A 16187-nucleotide genomic window follows, 5' to 3' on the forward strand; every position below is an offset into this window, starting at 1 on the left:
AGTTGCAGCGTCGTCTACCGCGCTGGCACCCTTGGTGCACGGCAAAAACGCCCCTTCCGAACCCTTTCGCGGCGGGGACCAAGTGTCACGCTCAGGAGACAAACTCACGCCCCGGATGCGATTCCGCCCGCCTTGGCCTTCGCCTTGGCGTCACGCTGGCTCTTCTCGCTCTGCACGAGCTTCGCCTCCTCAACCTCATCCTCCCGAAGCAGCTTCTCGAGCATGGCCTGCGACGTTCGCGCCCGCTCCAGCAGCTTTTCGACGTCCGATGACAGCTTGTAGTCCTCGTTGAGACGGCGCTCGTCGTGATCCCTGAAGGTCTGGACGATCCGGCTCGCAACCCGCTCGGAATACCCGAGACCAAGCATCAACGATCGCGTCAGATCGAGAGATGCCAGAAAGGTCTCGCGCCGTATCGACGCGACGCCGAGATCGAGCAGCCGATAAGCGTGCATACGGTCGCGCGCACGCGCATAGATGGGAACGTGCGGATAGTGCTTCTTGACGTATTCGGCCGCGCGCATGGACGCTTCCACGTCGTCGATCGCGAGCACGAACGCACGCGCCTTGTCCGTCTGCGCAGCCTCGAGCACCTCAGGCCGGCTGGCGTCGCCGAAGAAGGCCTTGTTGCCGAAGCGTTTGACGAAATCGACCTGCTCCACGCTGATGTCGAGCGCCGTAAACGGAATGCCTTTTGCGCGTAGGATACGCGCCACGATCTGCCCAAAGCGGCCGAACCCTGCGATCACGACGTGCCCGTCGTTATCCGGCAGCGTATCGAACGGACGCGTCGGCGTCTTCGCTTTCTTGGAAAGCATACGGTCGAGCAGTAGCAGCACCGGCGTCATCGCCATCGACAGCGTGATCACGACGGCGAGAATTTGCGACGGGTTGCTGCCGAGGACACCGGCGGCCTGACCGACCGAGAGAAGCACGAAAGCGAATTCACCGCCTTGCGATAGAGCAAAAGCCAACCGGCGCGACGGTCCCGCCTCAAGCCCCTGCCAACGCCCCAACAGAAACAGAATGATCGACTTCACGACGATCAGCGACAGCGTCAACGATATGATCAGCGCTGGCTCAGCAATCAGAAGTCCGAGGTTCAGCGACATGCCGATGGCGGTGAAGAAGATCCCGAGCAGCAAGCCTTCGAAAGGAGCGATGTCCGCCTCGAGCTCGTGGCGGTAGCTGCTTTCAGCGAGAAGAGCACCTGCGATGAAGGCTCCAAGCGATGCCGACAATCCGACGGCTTCCATGATCAGCGTGATGCCGACGACCGTCAAAAGTCCGGCCGCCGTCATAGCTTCTTTCACGCGCGACAGCGCCACGAGACGCAGAAACGCATCAAGCACATACCGCCCGACGACGACAACGAGAACGATTGTCCCGAGCCCCTTGGCAAACGCAAAATAGTCGATCACCGGCGCCGCCTTGGCAGCCGTCACCGCGAAATACGGCGCAAGCGCAATGAGCGGAATGGCGGCGAGGTCCTGGAACAACAGCACCGAGAACGCGAGCCTGCCGTGCCGGCTTGAAAGTTCCTTGTTCTCTTCGAGAACCTGCAAAGCAAAGGCTGTCGAAGAGAGCGCGAGAGCTGCGCCTGCGAATAGCGACGGCTGCCACTGCGTGCCGAAAAACAGAATGCCAACGAACGCGAGCGCGATCGAGGTAATCGCCACCTGCAATGTACCGATGCCGAAGATGGCCTGCCGCATGGCCCAAAGTCGCTTGGGGCGCAGCTCCAATCCGATCAAAAACAGCAGCAGAACGACGCCGAATTCCGCGAAGTGCAGAACTTGCTGCGCATCGTGCTCCGAAAATAGCCGCCCGACGCCGTAGGGTCCGAGCACCACGCCGGCGATGAGATAGCCAAGAACAGCCGCGATGCCGAGCCAGCGGGCGAGCGGTGCTGCAAGCGCCAAAGCCGCGAGGAGGATGGCAAGTTCGTGGAGTGTCACTCTGTCTTTCCCGCTGTTCTGGCTATGCGGCGGCTGCCGCGAAGTTACACCCGGCCCACAATAGCTAACCAACCATGTTGTATGACAACCCGAATCCGGGCCGTAGGAAAAGGGGGTAACATCTTGCCCGCGCGAAAACCGTGGCACGCGCGTGCGACACATTGCATTTGAATTTAAGCTTAGAGCATCTGAACTCGGCGTCTGCAGTTCAAGGCAGCGGATGTGCCTCGACGACCAGACCGCCGGCCTCCTGCCAGCCGTCGCTTCCGTCGCGATACCACGCGACATTTTTATAGCCGTAACTCAAGGCGCGCTTCGCAGCGTTCCAGCTCATCCAGCAATTCCTGAGACAGAAAAAGACGAGCGTCTTCGACTTGTCGCCCTTCGTCAGCATGTCGAGGTTGCGCTGAAAATAATGGGAGGCGTCGGCCGACAACACGCCATAACCGACATTCGTCAGCCACACCGCGTCTTCGATCGTCATGTGCGATGGATCGCGCCAGATCGTGCCGGGCGGCAGACCTTCGGGTTTCGGCGGATGCGGATAAACGTCGATGAAGACCGCAGTCTTCTGAGACCATAGCTTCATCGCCGCGGCGCTCGAAAGAACCGTCGCGCCTTCGAGCGTCAGCGGGACGGGCTTTCGATAATTGTCCGTGCGGTATGAGTGCGGTTCGGGAGGTGGCTCGCCGGTGGGTGCGGGGCCTGAAACGTCCTCCTCGGCATGACCGTCGAGGGCAACCGCGACTGGCATCCAAAGCGCGACGCCAAAGCTCAGCGCAACGAGCATCAAAAGACGCGGCAGAACCATCTCAGACACATCTCTTGCCGATTGCCCCGCGTGCAAATTGAAGGAGTGAGAAGCGGCGAACGAAGTCCGCCGCTTCTAAAGTGACGTCTCGCACCTTACGGCGATGCCGAAGCAGGAGCCGGTGACGGCGCCGCCGCCGCATCTCCAGCCGGTGCCGGCTCCGCCGAGGCTGACGTGCGCGGCTTGGTGATCCTCTCCGTCGAAGTATCGTCATCGACGAGCAGCGGCACGCCGTAATCGAGCAGCACCTTGTCGATATCGCCCTGCCGTTTGCGAATGACGTCGTTGAGCTGGCGCTTCCAAGCATCGTCGCCGTTGCGCACGCCCATCGTGATGCGGAAGGCGATCTTCGCCGCGCCCGTTTCTTTGACGAGAGGAACGACGACGAGCGGCTCGCCGTCCCGTGCGGCCCAATAGGCCGCGATCGGGCCCCACAGAATACCGGCGTCAACATCACCCTTGCGGATGTCGTCCACCATGTCTTTGGCCGGATTTGCATAGCGGCGGTCGACGATCATCGGATAGCCGTGCACGTTGCTCATCAAGCCGTAACGCGCAGCGAGCGTACCGCCCGCCGAACCCTGCTGAACTCCGATCTTCTTTCCCTGAAGGCGCGGATCGGCAAGCGTGTCGACGCCATCGAGACCAGTACCCTTTTTGTAGATGAGCGCCGACGTCGAACGATAGATCGCGTTGGTATTGAGCACGAGGTCGTCACCCTGGCCCCAGCCGATGACGAGATCGCAGCGCTTGGCGCCGAGCGTCATGCGCACGAAACCCGTGGCCTTGGGAAACCACGTATAGACGACCGGCAGCTTCAATTCATCGCCGATGATGTTGGCGATCTTGTTTTCGAAACCTTCTTCCTTCTGATCTGAAAACGGAAGATCTGCGGGATCGGCGCAAACGCGCAGCTGCTGCCTGTTGACGAGATCCGCCTTGGGCGCATCGGCAGCGCGAGAAGGAAGTGCGAAAGCAAATATCGAAATGGCTGCGCAAACTCCGAGAGCCAATGCAGGCACTGGAATGGATGAAATCTTGAGCGCTTGTTTCCTCACATTGGTAACCTTTTTGTTATGGCGGCGTGAACGTCGCGGCTCCTGATATGGAGTGGGGGCACGTCGCAAATGCGACCCGCCCCCTCTAAGCCTTTGCTAGCGATATCTTGGCGATCTAGCGCGACACCGACGCGCCGGACCATCAATCAAGTCTGCCAATCATATGATGAGAACTGGACAAGTTTCCAGATCCTCAGCCCGTGCATTCGTCAGCAGCCTTTTTGGCTTCCGGCGAGATATCTTCGCGGCCATTCGGACGGCCAGCAGGCATACCTGTCTTGGGGTCGGTCGCGTTCTGGGAACGTGCCTTAATGTACGTATAGATATCATCGATGTAGCACATGATGTTCTTGTCTTCGCCGAACGCCGGCATGACGTACTCCGTTCCGGCGCGGTTCACGACGCGGCCGCTCGAAACCGTCGCGATGAACGTATTGTAATCCATCGTCTTCAAGCTGTCCGCCAGCGCAGGAGCGAAGGTGCTGCCGAGAGCGTTCGGACCGTGGCACACGTGGCAAGCATCGTGATAGCGGCGGAAGCCGTTCCACGTACCCCAGTCAACCATGTAATCCTTCGTGACGACGGGCACGGGGTCGCCGTCCTTGTTGCGATAGCGGCCATCTTCAAACTTGATGCCCAGGCTCTTGGCGAGCTCACTGACTGGGTTGGTATAGACGGCATCGCCATCTGCCTTGCGCGATCCCAGCGGCGGCGCGTTCGGATCGTCAGGATTGGGAGCAGCCGACGAGGCAGCGGGAGCTGCAGGTGCGGTAGCTTCGGCGACCTTCTGAGGCGCTTCGGCTGCAGGCGCTGGCGCCGGAGCCGCTTCAGCCTTCTTCTCGGGCACGGCGGCCGGGGCCGGAGCTGCGGCCTCTACCGGCTTCGCGGGTTCGGCAGCAGGGGTCGCGGCAGCCTCAGACTTCGCTTCCGGAGCGGGAGCTGATGTCGATGCTGCAGGCTTCTCTTCCGGCTTGTTCTGTTCTTGGCAAGCGGCAGCGCCCGCCGCGGCGCAGGCCATCAGAGCGACGGCCATTCTCTTACTAAACTTGTTCACGAGGTTCCTCTTCATCCTGTCAATTATTTCCACGAGTCCACTCTGCACTGACCATTTCCCGATCCTTTTTTTTATTATCGTGGATCGTGGATGGTGAGCCGCCGTTCGCCGAGCATCCGCTTGTAGCGTCGCATTTATAAGCGAAAGAAGATCGCCACTTGTCGCGCCGTCGTTTGTATGCGGCCGTTAGTTTCTTAGGACAAGGACTGATTACGGACAGCAAAGAGCCGGCGCAGGTTTCCCCGCACCGGCTCCCCTATTTCTAGGCTCGCGCCTTATGGGAGAGCGAACACGGTGAGCGAGCCACCGAGGTTCGTGTACTCCGAAAGACCGGCGTAGCCACCGACAGCACCGAGACCATCGGTCGGGTTCGTCAAGCCAGCAGCAAGACCGATACCGGCCCAACCACCAACGCCCGAGAAGATGCCAACGTACTGCTTACCGCCGTGGCTGTAAGTCATAGCGTTGCCGATGATGCCCGACGGCGTCTTGAACTTGAAGAGCTCCTTGCCATCCTTCTGGTCGACGGCTTTGAAGTAGCCTTCGAGCGTGCCGTAGAAGGCAACGCCGCCAGCGGTGGTCAGAGCGCCCGACCATACCGAGAACTGCTCAGGCTTCGACCAGACGATCTTGCCCTTTGCACCGTCCCAAGCGATGAAGTTACCCATACGCTTCGGTTCATCCGGACCCGGGAACATGGACAGCGTGGCGCCAACGTAAGGCTGACCAGCCGTGTACGAAACCTTGAAGGGTTCGTAGTCCATGCAAACGTGGTTCGTCGGAACATAGAACAAGCCGGTCAGCTTCGAGAACGAAGCCGGCTGCTGGTCCTTGGAACCGAGAGCCGCAGGGCAAACGCCCTTCGTGTTGACGTCTGCGCCGTTCTTGAACGTCGAGTACTTCGCGACGCGGATCGGACGGCCATAGTCCTTAGAGGACTTGTCCATGTCGATGCCGGTTGCCCAGTTCACGACCGGATCATACTTCTCAGCGACGAGAAGCTCGCCCGTTGCACGATCCCAGGTGTAGCCGAAGCCGTTACGGTCAAAGTGAGTTGCCGTTTTGCGCTTCGTTCCATCGAAATCGAGCTCAGCGAGGATAGGCTCGTTGATGCCGTCATAGTCCCACTCGTCGAACGGCGTCATCTGGTATGCCCACTTGGCAACACCGGTGTCGACGTCACGAGCGAACATGGTCATCGACCACTTCTGGTCGATCGGCTTGCCATCCGGTCCCGCACGCTGTGCAGGGTTCCAGGTCGAGGGGTTGCCGGTTCCGTAGTAGATCAGGTTGAGTTCCGGATCGAAGGCCATGTAGCCCCAGGTCGAACCGCCACCGATCTTCCACTGATCGCCGTTCCAGGTCTTGAGCGAGGAGTCCTTGCCGACCGGCTTGCCGAGCGACGTGGTCTTCTCGGCATCAACGAGGATGTCAGAGTCCGGGCCCATCGAGTAGGCGCGCCAGACCTTCTTACCGCTGTTGATGTCGTAGGCGGTGACGTGGCAACGAACGCCGAATTCAGCGCCCGAGATACCGATGATCACCTTGTCCTTCGTGACAAGCGGAGCACCCGTGCCCGTCTCACCCTTCTTCGGATCGCCGTCGACGACCTTCCACAGTTCCTTACCGGTCTTCGCGTCGAGAGCGACGAGAGCGGTATCGGCCTGGTGGAGGAAGATCTTGCCTTCGGCGTACTGCACGCCACGGTTAACCGTGTCGCAGCACATCACGGGGATGACCGAGGGGTCCTGCTTTGGCGTATACTTCCAGATGATCTTCTGCTCGTCGGCGAGGTTCAGCGCGAACACGATGTTCGGGAACGCCGAGTGAAGATACATCGTGTCGCCGATGACGAGCGGGCCGCCTTCGTGACCACGAAGAACGCCCGTCGAGAACGTCCATGCCACTTTGAGCTGGCCAACGTTTTCGGTGTTGATCTGGTCCAGCGTCGAGTACCGGGTGCCGGCATAGTCGCCAGACTGCTGTGCCCAGTTATTCGGATCGCTCGACAACTTGGCAACGTCATCGTTCGCCCAGACGGGCGCCGAGAACGCGGCTGTTGCGAGCAAACCGTAGGCGAATGCACTTTTGCGCATCGCGCTTCCTCCATTTTGAGAAAAGTCTTGCCACGCTTGCAAGTCGAACCCGAGAACTCCCGATATCTCCTTCTCCGATCTTGGGAATTGCGGGATTTTTTTCCCGTCTTTGCCCCATCGGAGGAGAAGCTCTTCACGAAACCGTGTAGAAACCGATAGTCCTCGTGAACGGGGGGCATGTAGACACTTTTTTTTTAAGCCCGCAACACGAAGTGCGACACTCATTCGCCTGCGGCAAATTAGGACAATACGACTGACCCAAAATATCCCTGTATTTACGGGGAAAATTTGCGCTGCACCAAAAATGCTGCGGCGCACGTCTAATTGTTTCCGAGTGTTGAAAAATAGCCCCAATGGCGAGGAATTTTCGGGCGTTGGTGAAAAGTTCAGAAGGAAAATGCTATTTCAGCCCATTCACAATTGGTGAAGAACTTGAATGCCGCCAATTCCCCCTTTCTCAGCAAAACCTTCCCGCAAGGACTTCCTTCGCGGCGCCACGCTTGCCGCGCTTCTGCCGCTTTTGCCTCGGCTTTCCCGCGCTGAGGCAGAAAGAATCGGCGTGATCGAGATCGCACCCGGAATCTTCGTTCACGTCGGTAAGTACGAATTGGTTAATAGTGAAAATCGCGGAGATATCTCCAACGCGATCTGCATTATCGGCGCCTCGGCTGTAGCCGTCATCGACACGAGCGGCTCCTATGAGGCCGGTAAGGATCTTCGCGAGACTATCTCCAAGATCACCGACAAACCCGTTCGCTACGTGATCAACACGCACATGCATCCAGACCATGTGCTGGGGAACGCCGCCTTCAAATCGCCGACAGTCGAATTCGTCGGCCATTATAAGCTGCCGGCGGCTCTGTACGCGCGCAAGGACAGCTATCTGACGAACGCACGTCAGCGTGTCGGCGACGCGGCCTTCGCCGGCACTGAGATCATTCCACCGGCCGTGCTCGTCAATGACACGCTCGACCTCGATCTCGGCGGCCGGACGTTGACTCTCAAGGCACGCCCAACGGCGCACACTGACAACGACCTGACGATTTTCGATTCCGCGACGGGCACATTTTTTCTCGGCGACCTTCTCTTCTCCGATCACATTCCAACGCTCGACGGATCGATCGTCGGTTGGCTCAATCTCATCCCGGTGCTGAAGCAGGAAAAAGCCGATCGCGCCGTGCCGGGGCACGGACCGAAGACGATGCCTTGGCCCGACGCGATCGCGCCCGTGGAGCGCTATCTGAATGTTCTGGCCGGTGACGTTCGAAGGATGATCAAAGACGGCAAGACGATCGAGGAAGCCGTCGCTACCGCCGGACAATCGGAGCGCGGCAAGTGGGCTCTGTTCGACGAGCATCACCCGCGCAACGTTACAGCGGCCTTCACCGAGCTGGAATGGGAATAGCAAAGCAAAGGGCGCCCGAAGGCGCCCCGAACTGAGATAATGGTACGCAGCTTCCTAGAAGCAGCGAAGCTCGCCCTCGACTTGGGCGCGTCTCAGGTTTTTCACCTTCTCCTGAAACTCTGGCGCGTGCGTCCAGGCGACGTTTTCGCCGCCACGCAGGCCAACGGACACGAGCGTCTCGGCCTCTTCATATTGGCTGTAAGGCAAGATGTTCGCGATCTCGTCGATCGAGCACGAGCACTTCTCGAGCATTGCGCGATTCTGGCCATTCACGGCCATGCACGCATAAACGTAATCGGCGCGCGCTGTCGTCGGGTAGTCGTTCGGCGGCAGCTCCTGAGCTGCGACGCGTCCCGCGGAGGCGGAAATCAGAACAGCCGCCGCTGCGAAAAGTCCGCTGCAAACGCGGACCGCGAAGCGCTTTGTCATTTCACGTCTCCTACACCCTCGAGGGTTGTCGTCTCTTCAAGCGTCGGCGAGTTCTTGTCGGTATTTGTGTACTCCGAGGTCATCTTCGCGAAGTATCCCGGAATTTTTTCCGACAACGCTATTGTAAACGTCGCGCCCTCGAACCCGTTCATCTTCCCTTTTGCGGGATCGTTAACGTAGGGCGTCGCAGTCACCTTGTAGCCTTCGACCGGCTGACCTTTGTAGACAATCGTCGCCGGAGTCATCGTCGCGCCGTCGCCGAGATACTTGCTAAAGGTCCCCTTGAGATAGGCGCTATCCCCGCCGGCCAGCAGGCGGAAATGCGCAACTGCGTTATCCAGGAAGACGATGAGCATAGGGTTGCCGTCCATATCGGTGATCCGCTGCGGTTCGCGGGCCCTATCCCCCGAATACATCTTGATCAGCACGTTTTTCTTGCCGGGCGCACCATCGCTTTCGATCTTCACGACGATATCGTCAGTGAAGCCCTCGCCGAGCGCCTTTGGATTGGAAGGCTTGCGCTCGAATTTATAGACGAGGTCGGTTCCCGGCGCGATCGCGGCGATATGCGGACGATCGAAGAGGATCTCCGTCAGCTTCGGCGTCTCCGCGGCAGTGGCGCCAATGGCACCCAGGCAAATAACCGCGAACGCCGCAATACCGGCCCTGCGGAACAAAATTTTCGACATGTGGGGCGATCCTCCAGATCGTCTATTCGGGATTTTTTGTCCGGCTGTGTAGCGGGACCGGGAAGGCTTGACCAGATGACTTGCCAATTTCAGTCAATGACCGTGCCAATGGTCCCCGTTTCCGGAATGCAAGATTGCCATAGGATGCCGGAAGATCGGAAAGTCTCAACTTACAAGGCAGTAACACGGGAGCTGGAAGGCCCGGCCACCGGAGCGGATCGTCACCGGATGAATTTACCGAACGCCCGGGGCCCGTTCCCGACCGGGGCCCTTCCGGTCACCTTGAGGCTTAGCGGATCGATCCGCAGCAGGACGTCGTCACCCCAGCAGGCGACGTAAACATTCGTCTCGCCGGCATCTGCCTCGATGCCCTCGGGGTGATCGCAGGCGTCGATCCGTTTGATGGGAGCAAGCGTCCCCAGATCRAAAACGGTGATCGTTCCCCCATATTGATCGGTGACGAACCCCCTCCCCTGCGCCAGGGCCACCGCGTAAGGCCGCCGGCCCGTCGGCACCTTGCCGACAACCGTTCTTGTCGCGATGTCGATTACGGTGACGTCGTCGCTTTTGACGTTGGCCGTAAAGGCCCGCATCCCGGACTTATCGATGGTGATGCCGAAAGGGCGGCTGCCAGTCGCGACCGTTCCCAAACGCGTCCGCGTCGCGACATCGATAATGGAAATGGCGTCGCTGTCCCGGTCCGCTGAAAGCAGCAAACGGCCGTCCGGCGTCACCGCGATCCCCGACGGAGAGAGCCCGACGGCGATCTCCCCCGCAACAGCAAACTTGACCGTGTCGACGACGATCAGCTTATGCGCATACCAATCGGCGACATAAACTTCGGGAAGCGTGGGATGCGCGGCAATCCCGAGCGGTGCGCCGCCGAGAACCAGACGCCGCTTCACAGCATGCGAAACGGCGTCGATCTCGATGAGCTCTTTGCTGTCCGGGGCCGTAACATACGCGGTCGCCTTGTCGGGCGAGAGAGCGACCCCGGCGGGTTTGCCGCCGACGCCGATACGGCCGGTTTCTTTCATCGCTTCGAGATCGACGAAAGAAACGCTGTCGGCTGGCTGATCCGTTACGATCGCCTCATGAGCGACGGCGGGCGCGATGGCAGGTACGCCCTCCGGGCCGAGCAGCGCGAGCAAGCAAAGGCCGAACCCGCGCCCGAACCTCTTGAAACGCAAGAGTCCTATCAGCTTCCACCCTCGATCTTCTTCTTCAACGCCGCGAGCGTCGAGGTGTAGAGATCCTTGATCGCCTTGAACGCGACTTCGTCCGAAAGCTCCGGCGGCGGATCGTTAAGCATGTAGCCGCGGTAGAACGCGCCCTTCCACTCGACCGTCGACTTGTCGCCGTTCGCCGTCACCGTGACGTGGGAGGAATAATCGTTGATCGGCAGAACCTTCACATCGACCTTGGTGATTTCGTACCCGAAAGAGTGCTCCGCGGCGTCGTACTTGTCGAGCTGCTCCTCGACCGTACCGCCGCTCTTGAGCGTCAGGGTGCGCGTTGCGCCAACGTCGTTGCCGCCCTTGCCTTCCGTCTTGGCGACGGCCGGGATCCAGCTCCCGTCCTGGAAATTGCCGATCACGGCCCAAACCTTGTCGGCCGGGGCGTTGATCTCGATGGACTCAACGACTTTCTGACGCGACGGGCCGTGCGCCCATGCCGGAGCGGTCGAAGACAGCGGTGCCAGGCCGAAGATTGCTGCGGCGATCAGCAAGCGTTTGAGCATACATTTCCTCCGGAAATTTTATGATGCGATGGCCGGGTCGGTGGCCCGGGGATCGAGCGGGGGACATTAGGCAGGTTTCATTATCTACGGAAAGACGGCAAAATGTGTCGCATTCGAAGTGACCGTTCGCAACGCTTGACCGCCCGGGTAACGTTGTTTTACCTGCGGCCGCGTGCTTTGGTCGAATCCCGCCGGTTGCAAGACCAGGGGCCATGAGGAGCAGGATTTGGAACCTGAAAAGTCGAGTAACGGCGCCAACCACTATCAAAACGTCGCCTGTCCTTTTTGCGGCATTCTTTGCGACGATCTGGAAATCGGACCGTCTGGTAGCGGACTGAAGGTTCTGAAGAACGGCTGCGTGAAATCGGTAGCCGGCTTCGAACGCCCACTCACCGAGCCCAAGCCGCAAGTCGACGGCAGAGACGTGACGCTGGACGAGGCGATAGCGGCTGCGGCCCGTTTGATCCGAGAGAGCCGCCTGCCGGCCTTTGGCGGTCTCGGCACCGACGTCGATGGCGTTCGCGCGACCATCGCCCTTGCCGAAAAGGGTGGCGGTGTCGTCGACCATGCGCTGAGCGACGCTCAGTACCGCAACTTCAGAGTGCTGCAGTCCTCCGGCTGGGTGTTGACGACGCTCACCGAGGCGCGCAACCGCGCCGACCTGTTCATCATCGCCGGAAGCGACGTTCACAAATTGCATCCCCGCTTCTTCGAACGCATCGTTTGCAACGAAGCCTCGATGTTCTCCGATAACCCGCCGAAGCGAACGGTCGTGTTCCTCGGCGAAGGCCTGGATCAGTCCGCCGTCATCGGGAAAGAGCGCATCGGCGAGGTCGTGACGCTGCCGGTGAAGGCCGAGCGGATCGCCGAAGTTCTCGACGCCATGCGCGCGCTGAACAAAGGTGCAACGATCCCGGGCGACGACATCGGTGGTCTGCCGCGCGCGGCCGTCGACGATCTTTTCGCCCGCTGCAAGGCAGCGAGCTATGGCGTCGTCGTATGGGCTCCGCCGAGCCTGGGCTTCCCAAGCGCCGATCTGACCGTCCAAGCTATCTCCGAGTTCGTGAAAGACATCAACCTGACGTCGCGCTTCGCGGGCCTCGCCCTCGGCGGCAACGAAGGGGCCGTCTCCGCAGGCGCCGTTTGCGGCTGGCAGTCGGGCTTCCCGCTGCGAGTCTCCTTCGCGAGCGGCAAGCCGGATTACGATGCGGAACGCTACGCGATCAGCCGCTTGCTCTCTGCGAAGGAAACCGATCTGCTGCTGTGGATCGCGTCCTTCTCGCCCGATCTGACCCCGCCGGATACCGATGTTCCGACGATCCTGCTCGCTACGCCGTCGGTCAAACCGCCGCGCACACCGAAGGTCTATATTCCCGTCGGCACGCCCGGCATCGACCATGCCGGAACGATGGTCCGCGTCGACAACGTCGTATCGCTGCCACTGCGCAAGCTGCGCCAGTCGAACCTGCCCAGCGCCGCCAGCGTGCTCGAAAAAATTGAAGCTGCCCTCTAGACCCCATACCGAGATCGATATCGATAATGTTGATTAAGCTCACCGGCGGCAAAGTCTACGACCCCGCAAATGGCGTTGACGGCGAGGTTCGCGATATCTTCATCGAGAACGGCCGCATCGTCTCTCCCGAGCCGACCGCCAAGGTCGATCACGAATACGCGTTGCATGGCCGTGTCATCATGGCTGGCGGCATCGATCCGCACTCGCACATCGGCGGCGGCAAGATGACGATCGCCCGCATGATGCTCCCCGAGGATCACATCGGCAATGAAGTCGCGCGCACGGAATTGACTCGCGCCGGCGTTGGCCACGCCGTCCCCTCGACGATGACGACAGGCTACCGTTACGCCGAGATGGGCTACACATCGGCCTTCGAGCCCGCGATGCTGCCCGCGAACGCCCGTCAGGCGCACATGGAGATGGCCGACACCTCGATCATCGACAAGGGCGCCTTCGTGATGCTCGGCTCTGACGACTTCTTCTTGCGTCAGCTCGCCGCCAAAGCCGACTTCTCGGCCATCAAGGATTACATCGCCTGGACGATGCACGCCGCACAGGCGATCGCCGTGAAGGTGGTCAACCCCGGCGGCATCAGCGCCTTCAAGTTCAATCAGCGGAAGCTCGATCTCGACGAGAAGCACACCTATTACGGCGTGACGCCGCGCGATATCATCGTGAACCTGGCGCGCGGCCTGAACGAGTTGGGCGTGGTCCATCCTCTGCACGTTCACGGCTGCAACCTCGGCGTCCCCGGCGGCTACGAGACGACGCTCGCGACGATCAAGGGCGCGGAAGGCCTGCCGATCCACCTCACGCACATCCAGTTCCACAGCTACGGCACCGAAGGCGACAAGAAGTTCTCCTCCGCCGCCGCGCAGATTGCCGAAGCGGTCAACGCCAACAAGAACGTTTCGTGCGACGTCGGCCAGGTCATGTTCGGGCAGACCTGCACGGCATCGGGCGACTCGATGCGCCAGTTCGTCAACACGCGCTCCGCCGATCCGAAGAAATGGGTCGTGATGGATATCGAGTGCGACGCGGGCTGCGGTGTCGTCCCCTTCAAGTATCGCGACAAGAGCTTCGTCAACGCACTGCAGTGGGCGATCGGCCTCGAGTTGTTCCTACTCGTCAACGACCCCTGGCGTCTGTTCCTGACGACCGACCATCCGAACGGCGGTCCGTTCACATGGTACCCGCATCTCATCCGGCTCCTGATGGATAAGAACTTCCGTCGGGACATGATGCAGAAGATCAATCAGGACGCGCTGCAGTATTCGACGCTTGGCTCGCTCGACCGCGAATATTCGCTCTACGAAATCGCGATCATGACGCGCGCCGGTCCGGCGAAGAGCCTCGGCCTCGTAGATCGCGGCCACCTTGGCGTCGGCGCCTGGGCGGACATCACCGTCTACGACGACAATCCCGACCGCGAAGCCATGTTCACGACGCCCGAGCTTCTCTTCAAGAATGGCGAGCTGATCGTGCGCAACGGCAAGATCGTCAAGGTCGTCAACGGCGGAACGCACGTTGCCCGGCCGAACTACGATCGAAGCATCGAGAGGTCTTTGAAGCGCTATTTCGAAGATTTTCACACGGTCCGCATGGATAACTTCCGTCTCTCAGACGATGAAATCATCAACGGCGGCCGCGGTTCGCTGATCATCCAACCGACCAGGGCGCGCGCAGCATGAGCAAGACGGTCAACGGCGTCGTCATCGACGATACCTTCGCCGAAGCTTTCGGCATGAGCGGAACCGGCATCATCATCACAGCCGATACGCTGAAGTGGGCACGCATCGCCGCAACGGTCGCGACGGGCTTCGGCACGTCCGTCATCGGCTGCGGCGCCGAATGCGGCATCGACAAGGAATTGTCGCCGGATGAAACGCCGGACGGCCGCCCGGGCGTCCGCATCCTCATCTTCGGATTCTCGCCCGACTCGCTCGTTCCGCAAATCCGCAACCGCATCGGCCAGTGTGTGCTGACGAGCCCAGGCTCAGCCTGCTATGCGGGTTTCAAGGCGGATAAGACGATCGGCCTCGGCAAGGGCCCGCGGTTGTTCGGCGACGGATACCAAACGGCGAAGAAACTCGGCGGCACCCGCTACTGGCGCGTGCCCGTCATGGACGGCGAGTTCGTTGTCGAAGAGGAGACCGGCCTGACGACCGACGCCGTCGGCGGCGGCAACATGCTCATCCTTGGCACCGACCGGACCGGGCTTCTCGAAACCGCCGAAGCTGCGGTCGATGCCATCGCCAAGGTCGATGACGTCATCACGCCCTTCCCTGGCGGCATCGTCCGCTCGGGTTCAAAGGTCGGCGCCAAGTACGCCGGCATGTTTGCTTCGACGAACGACGCCTTCTGCCCGACGCTTCGCGGCACCGTCAAAAAAACTGAGCTGGCGCCCGACACGCTCGCCGTCCTCGAAATCGTCATCGACGGCCTGACGTCGAAGGCGGTCGCCGACGCTATGCGCGCCGGTCTCAAAGCCGTCACCGATACCGGTGCCAAACGCGGCGTCACGCGGATCACTGCCGGCAACTACGGCGGCAAGCTCGGACAGCATCACTATCATCTGAAGGATCTCATCTGATGAGCGGCTTCACGCTGCGCCTCAAGGCGCCCGCGACCGAGCGGATGACGCTCTCCGGCATAACGCCCGCAAAACTCTCGGCCCTGTCCGCGCATGAAATCGCGCGCCTCGACGTCGGCATCGAAAAGGGCGGCCTGGCGCTCGGCGACGCCTTCGACATTTCAGGCAGCGCTGGCGAGGTCCTTACCATCGAAGGCGCAACACCCGAGCTCGATTTCATCGGCGCGGGTCTCGACAGCGGCACGATCCGCGTCATTGGCGATGCCGGCTCCTATGCCGGCCGCAAGATGGCTGGTGGCAAGCTCGAAATTCACGGCAATGCCGCGCATTTTCTAGCCTCCGGATCGACCGGCGGCATGATCCACGTCCGCGGCAACGCTGGCGATAATCTCGGTGGTATGATCCCCGGCGATCGCTTCGGCATGCTCGGTGGCATCACGGTCGTCGAAGGCAACATCGGCTCGCGCGCGGGTGACAAGATGCGGCGCGGCGTCGTCGTCGTCCGCGGCAAAACCGGTTCGCACACCGGCTCTCGAATGATCGGCGGCACCATCTGGGCCGAGGGCGGCATTGGGCCGGAACCCGGTCTGATGATGCGCCGTGGCACCCTGATCGGTCCGAGCGTCGAGAAACTGCTGCCGACCTTCGTCGACACCGGCAAACACGATCTCGTGATCACGCGCGTCATCTCGCGCTACCTGAAATCGGTGCTCGGTGACTTGGCTCCGAAACCTATGCCCTTGTTTGTCCAGAAGATTGGCGGCGACCTGGCGACCATCGGGAGAGGCGAAATCCTGCTGCCGGCGGCCTGACGCGTTTAATTTGACAGCTTTTTTCCGA

General features: G+C 60.6%; 14 protein-coding genes. 5 read left to right on the top strand and 9 right to left on the bottom strand.

Features of this window, described 5'->3' with window-relative positions:
* Positions 1 to 104: 104 nt before the first annotated feature.
* The 5 genes from AB4Z24_RS08905 to AB4Z24_RS08925 all read right to left on the bottom strand — a co-directional run bounded on the left by AB4Z24_RS08905 (position 105) and on the right by AB4Z24_RS08925 (position 6977).
* Positions 105 to 1958, bottom strand: coding sequence for a monovalent cation:proton antiporter-2 (CPA2) family protein (locus tag AB4Z24_RS08905; protein WP_441707574.1), 1854 nt, complete (start codon positions 1956 to 1958; stop codon positions 105 to 107).
* Between the two features lie 208 nt (positions 1959 to 2166).
* Positions 2167 to 2769: a PQQ-dependent catabolism-associated CXXCW motif protein gene (locus AB4Z24_RS08910; protein WP_441707795.1), complete on the bottom strand. Its 603-nt coding sequence runs from the start codon at positions 2767 to 2769 to the stop codon at positions 2167 to 2169.
* A 95-nt stretch (positions 2770 to 2864) separates the two neighbouring features.
* Positions 2865 to 3827 (bottom strand): substrate-binding domain-containing protein, encoded by a 963-nt coding sequence (locus AB4Z24_RS08915; RefSeq protein ID WP_441707576.1) that lies wholly within the window; start codon positions 3825 to 3827, stop codon positions 2865 to 2867.
* 193 nt (positions 3828 to 4020) lie between these two features.
* Positions 4021 to 4881 carry a c-type cytochrome, methanol metabolism-related gene (locus tag AB4Z24_RS08920; RefSeq protein ID WP_441707578.1) on the bottom strand — a complete coding sequence of 287 codons (861 nt, stop codon included), beginning with the start codon at positions 4879 to 4881 and terminating at the stop codon, positions 4021 to 4023.
* 275 nt (positions 4882 to 5156) lie between these two features.
* The gene (locus tag AB4Z24_RS08925) at positions 5157 to 6977 is read right to left on the bottom strand and encodes a methanol/ethanol family PQQ-dependent dehydrogenase (protein ID WP_441707580.1); all 1821 of its coding nucleotides are present in this window, start codon (positions 6975 to 6977) and stop codon (positions 5157 to 5159) included.
* 436 nt (positions 6978 to 7413) lie between these two features.
* Here AB4Z24_RS08925 and AB4Z24_RS08930 point away from each other — a divergent pair, with 436 nt between their 5' ends.
* Complete coding sequence (locus AB4Z24_RS08930) at positions 7414 to 8382, top strand: quinoprotein relay system zinc metallohydrolase 2 (protein ID WP_441707582.1); 969 nt, start codon at positions 7414 to 7416, stop codon at positions 8380 to 8382.
* A gap of 54 nt (positions 8383 to 8436) precedes the next feature.
* Here AB4Z24_RS08930 and AB4Z24_RS08935 read toward each other — a convergent pair whose 3' ends face one another.
* The 4 genes from AB4Z24_RS08935 to AB4Z24_RS08950 form a co-directional block, all read right to left on the bottom strand.
* The gene (locus AB4Z24_RS08935) at positions 8437 to 8811 is read right to left on the bottom strand and encodes a hypothetical protein (RefSeq protein WP_441707584.1); all 375 of its coding nucleotides are present in this window, start codon (positions 8809 to 8811) and stop codon (positions 8437 to 8439) included.
* Positions 8808 to 9500 (bottom strand): hypothetical protein, encoded by a 693-nt coding sequence (locus AB4Z24_RS08940; protein WP_441707586.1) that lies wholly within the window; start codon positions 9498 to 9500, stop codon positions 8808 to 8810. Before AB4Z24_RS08940 ends, AB4Z24_RS08935 begins: the two co-directional genes overlap by 4 nt.
* Before the next feature lie 221 nt (positions 9501 to 9721).
* Positions 9722 to 10690, bottom strand: coding sequence for a beta-propeller fold lactonase family protein (locus AB4Z24_RS08945; RefSeq protein WP_441707588.1), 969 nt, complete (start codon positions 10688 to 10690; stop codon positions 9722 to 9724).
* 8 nt (positions 10691 to 10698) lie between these two features.
* Positions 10699 to 11241, bottom strand: a complete 543-nt coding sequence (locus tag AB4Z24_RS08950; RefSeq protein WP_441707590.1) for an SRPBCC family protein — start codon at positions 11239 to 11241, stop codon at positions 10699 to 10701.
* 226 nt (positions 11242 to 11467) lie between these two features.
* Here AB4Z24_RS08950 and AB4Z24_RS08955 point away from each other — a divergent pair, with 226 nt between their 5' ends.
* From AB4Z24_RS08955 to AB4Z24_RS08970, 4 genes are read left to right on the top strand one after another with little or no spacing between them, the layout of a single operon-like run.
* The gene (locus tag AB4Z24_RS08955) at positions 11468 to 12754 is read left to right on the top strand and encodes a formylmethanofuran dehydrogenase (RefSeq protein WP_441707592.1); all 1287 of its coding nucleotides are present in this window, start codon (positions 11468 to 11470) and stop codon (positions 12752 to 12754) included.
* 26 nt (positions 12755 to 12780) lie between these two features.
* The gene (locus AB4Z24_RS08960) at positions 12781 to 14445 is read left to right on the top strand and encodes a formylmethanofuran dehydrogenase subunit A (RefSeq protein WP_441707594.1); all 1665 of its coding nucleotides are present in this window, start codon (positions 12781 to 12783) and stop codon (positions 14443 to 14445) included.
* Complete coding sequence (fhcD, locus tag AB4Z24_RS08965; RefSeq protein ID WP_441707596.1) at positions 14442 to 15347, top strand: formylmethanofuran--tetrahydromethanopterin N-formyltransferase; 906 nt, start codon at positions 14442 to 14444, stop codon at positions 15345 to 15347. The genes AB4Z24_RS08960 and fhcD overlap by 4 nt, the downstream gene beginning before the upstream one ends.
* Entirely contained in the window at positions 15347 to 16159 is an 813-nt protein-coding gene (locus AB4Z24_RS08970) for a formylmethanofuran dehydrogenase subunit C (protein ID WP_441707598.1), read from the top strand. The genes fhcD and AB4Z24_RS08970 overlap by 1 nt, the downstream gene beginning before the upstream one ends.
* Positions 16160 to 16187: the final 28 nt, after the last annotated feature.

This window comes from Hyphomicrobium sp. 2TAF46 (assembly GCF_052114865.1).
GTDB lineage: Bacteria > Pseudomonadota > Alphaproteobacteria > Rhizobiales > Hyphomicrobiaceae > Hyphomicrobium_B.

Excerpts from the sequence above, each read along its gene's own strand:
- AB4Z24_RS08930 (WP_441707582.1), top strand. The coding sequence starts at position 7,414 with ATGCCGCCAATTCCCCCTTTCTCAGCAAAACCTTCCCGCAAGGACTTC.
- fhcD (WP_441707596.1), top strand. The coding sequence starts at position 14,442 with ATGAGCAAGACGGTCAACGGCGTCGTCATCGACGATACCTTCGCCGAA.
- AB4Z24_RS08940 (WP_441707586.1), bottom strand. The coding sequence starts at position 9,500 with ATGTCGAAAATTTTGTTCCGCAGGGCCGGTATTGCGGCGTTCGCGGTT.
- AB4Z24_RS08950 (WP_441707590.1), bottom strand. The coding sequence starts at position 11,241 with ATGCTCAAACGCTTGCTGATCGCCGCAGCAATCTTCGGCCTGGCACCG.
- AB4Z24_RS08925 (WP_441707580.1), bottom strand. The coding sequence starts at position 6,977 with ATGCGCAAAAGTGCATTCGCCTACGGTTTGCTCGCAACAGCCGCGTTC.
- AB4Z24_RS08910 (WP_441707795.1), bottom strand. The coding sequence starts at position 2,769 with ATGGTTCTGCCGCGTCTTTTGATGCTCGTTGCGCTGAGCTTTGGCGTC.
- AB4Z24_RS08960 (WP_441707594.1), top strand. The coding sequence starts at position 12,781 with ATGTTGATTAAGCTCACCGGCGGCAAAGTCTACGACCCCGCAAATGGC.
- AB4Z24_RS08970 (WP_441707598.1), top strand. The coding sequence starts at position 15,347 with ATGAGCGGCTTCACGCTGCGCCTCAAGGCGCCCGCGACCGAGCGGATG.
- AB4Z24_RS08935 (WP_441707584.1), bottom strand. The coding sequence starts at position 8,811 with ATGACAAAGCGCTTCGCGGTCCGCGTTTGCAGCGGACTTTTCGCAGCG.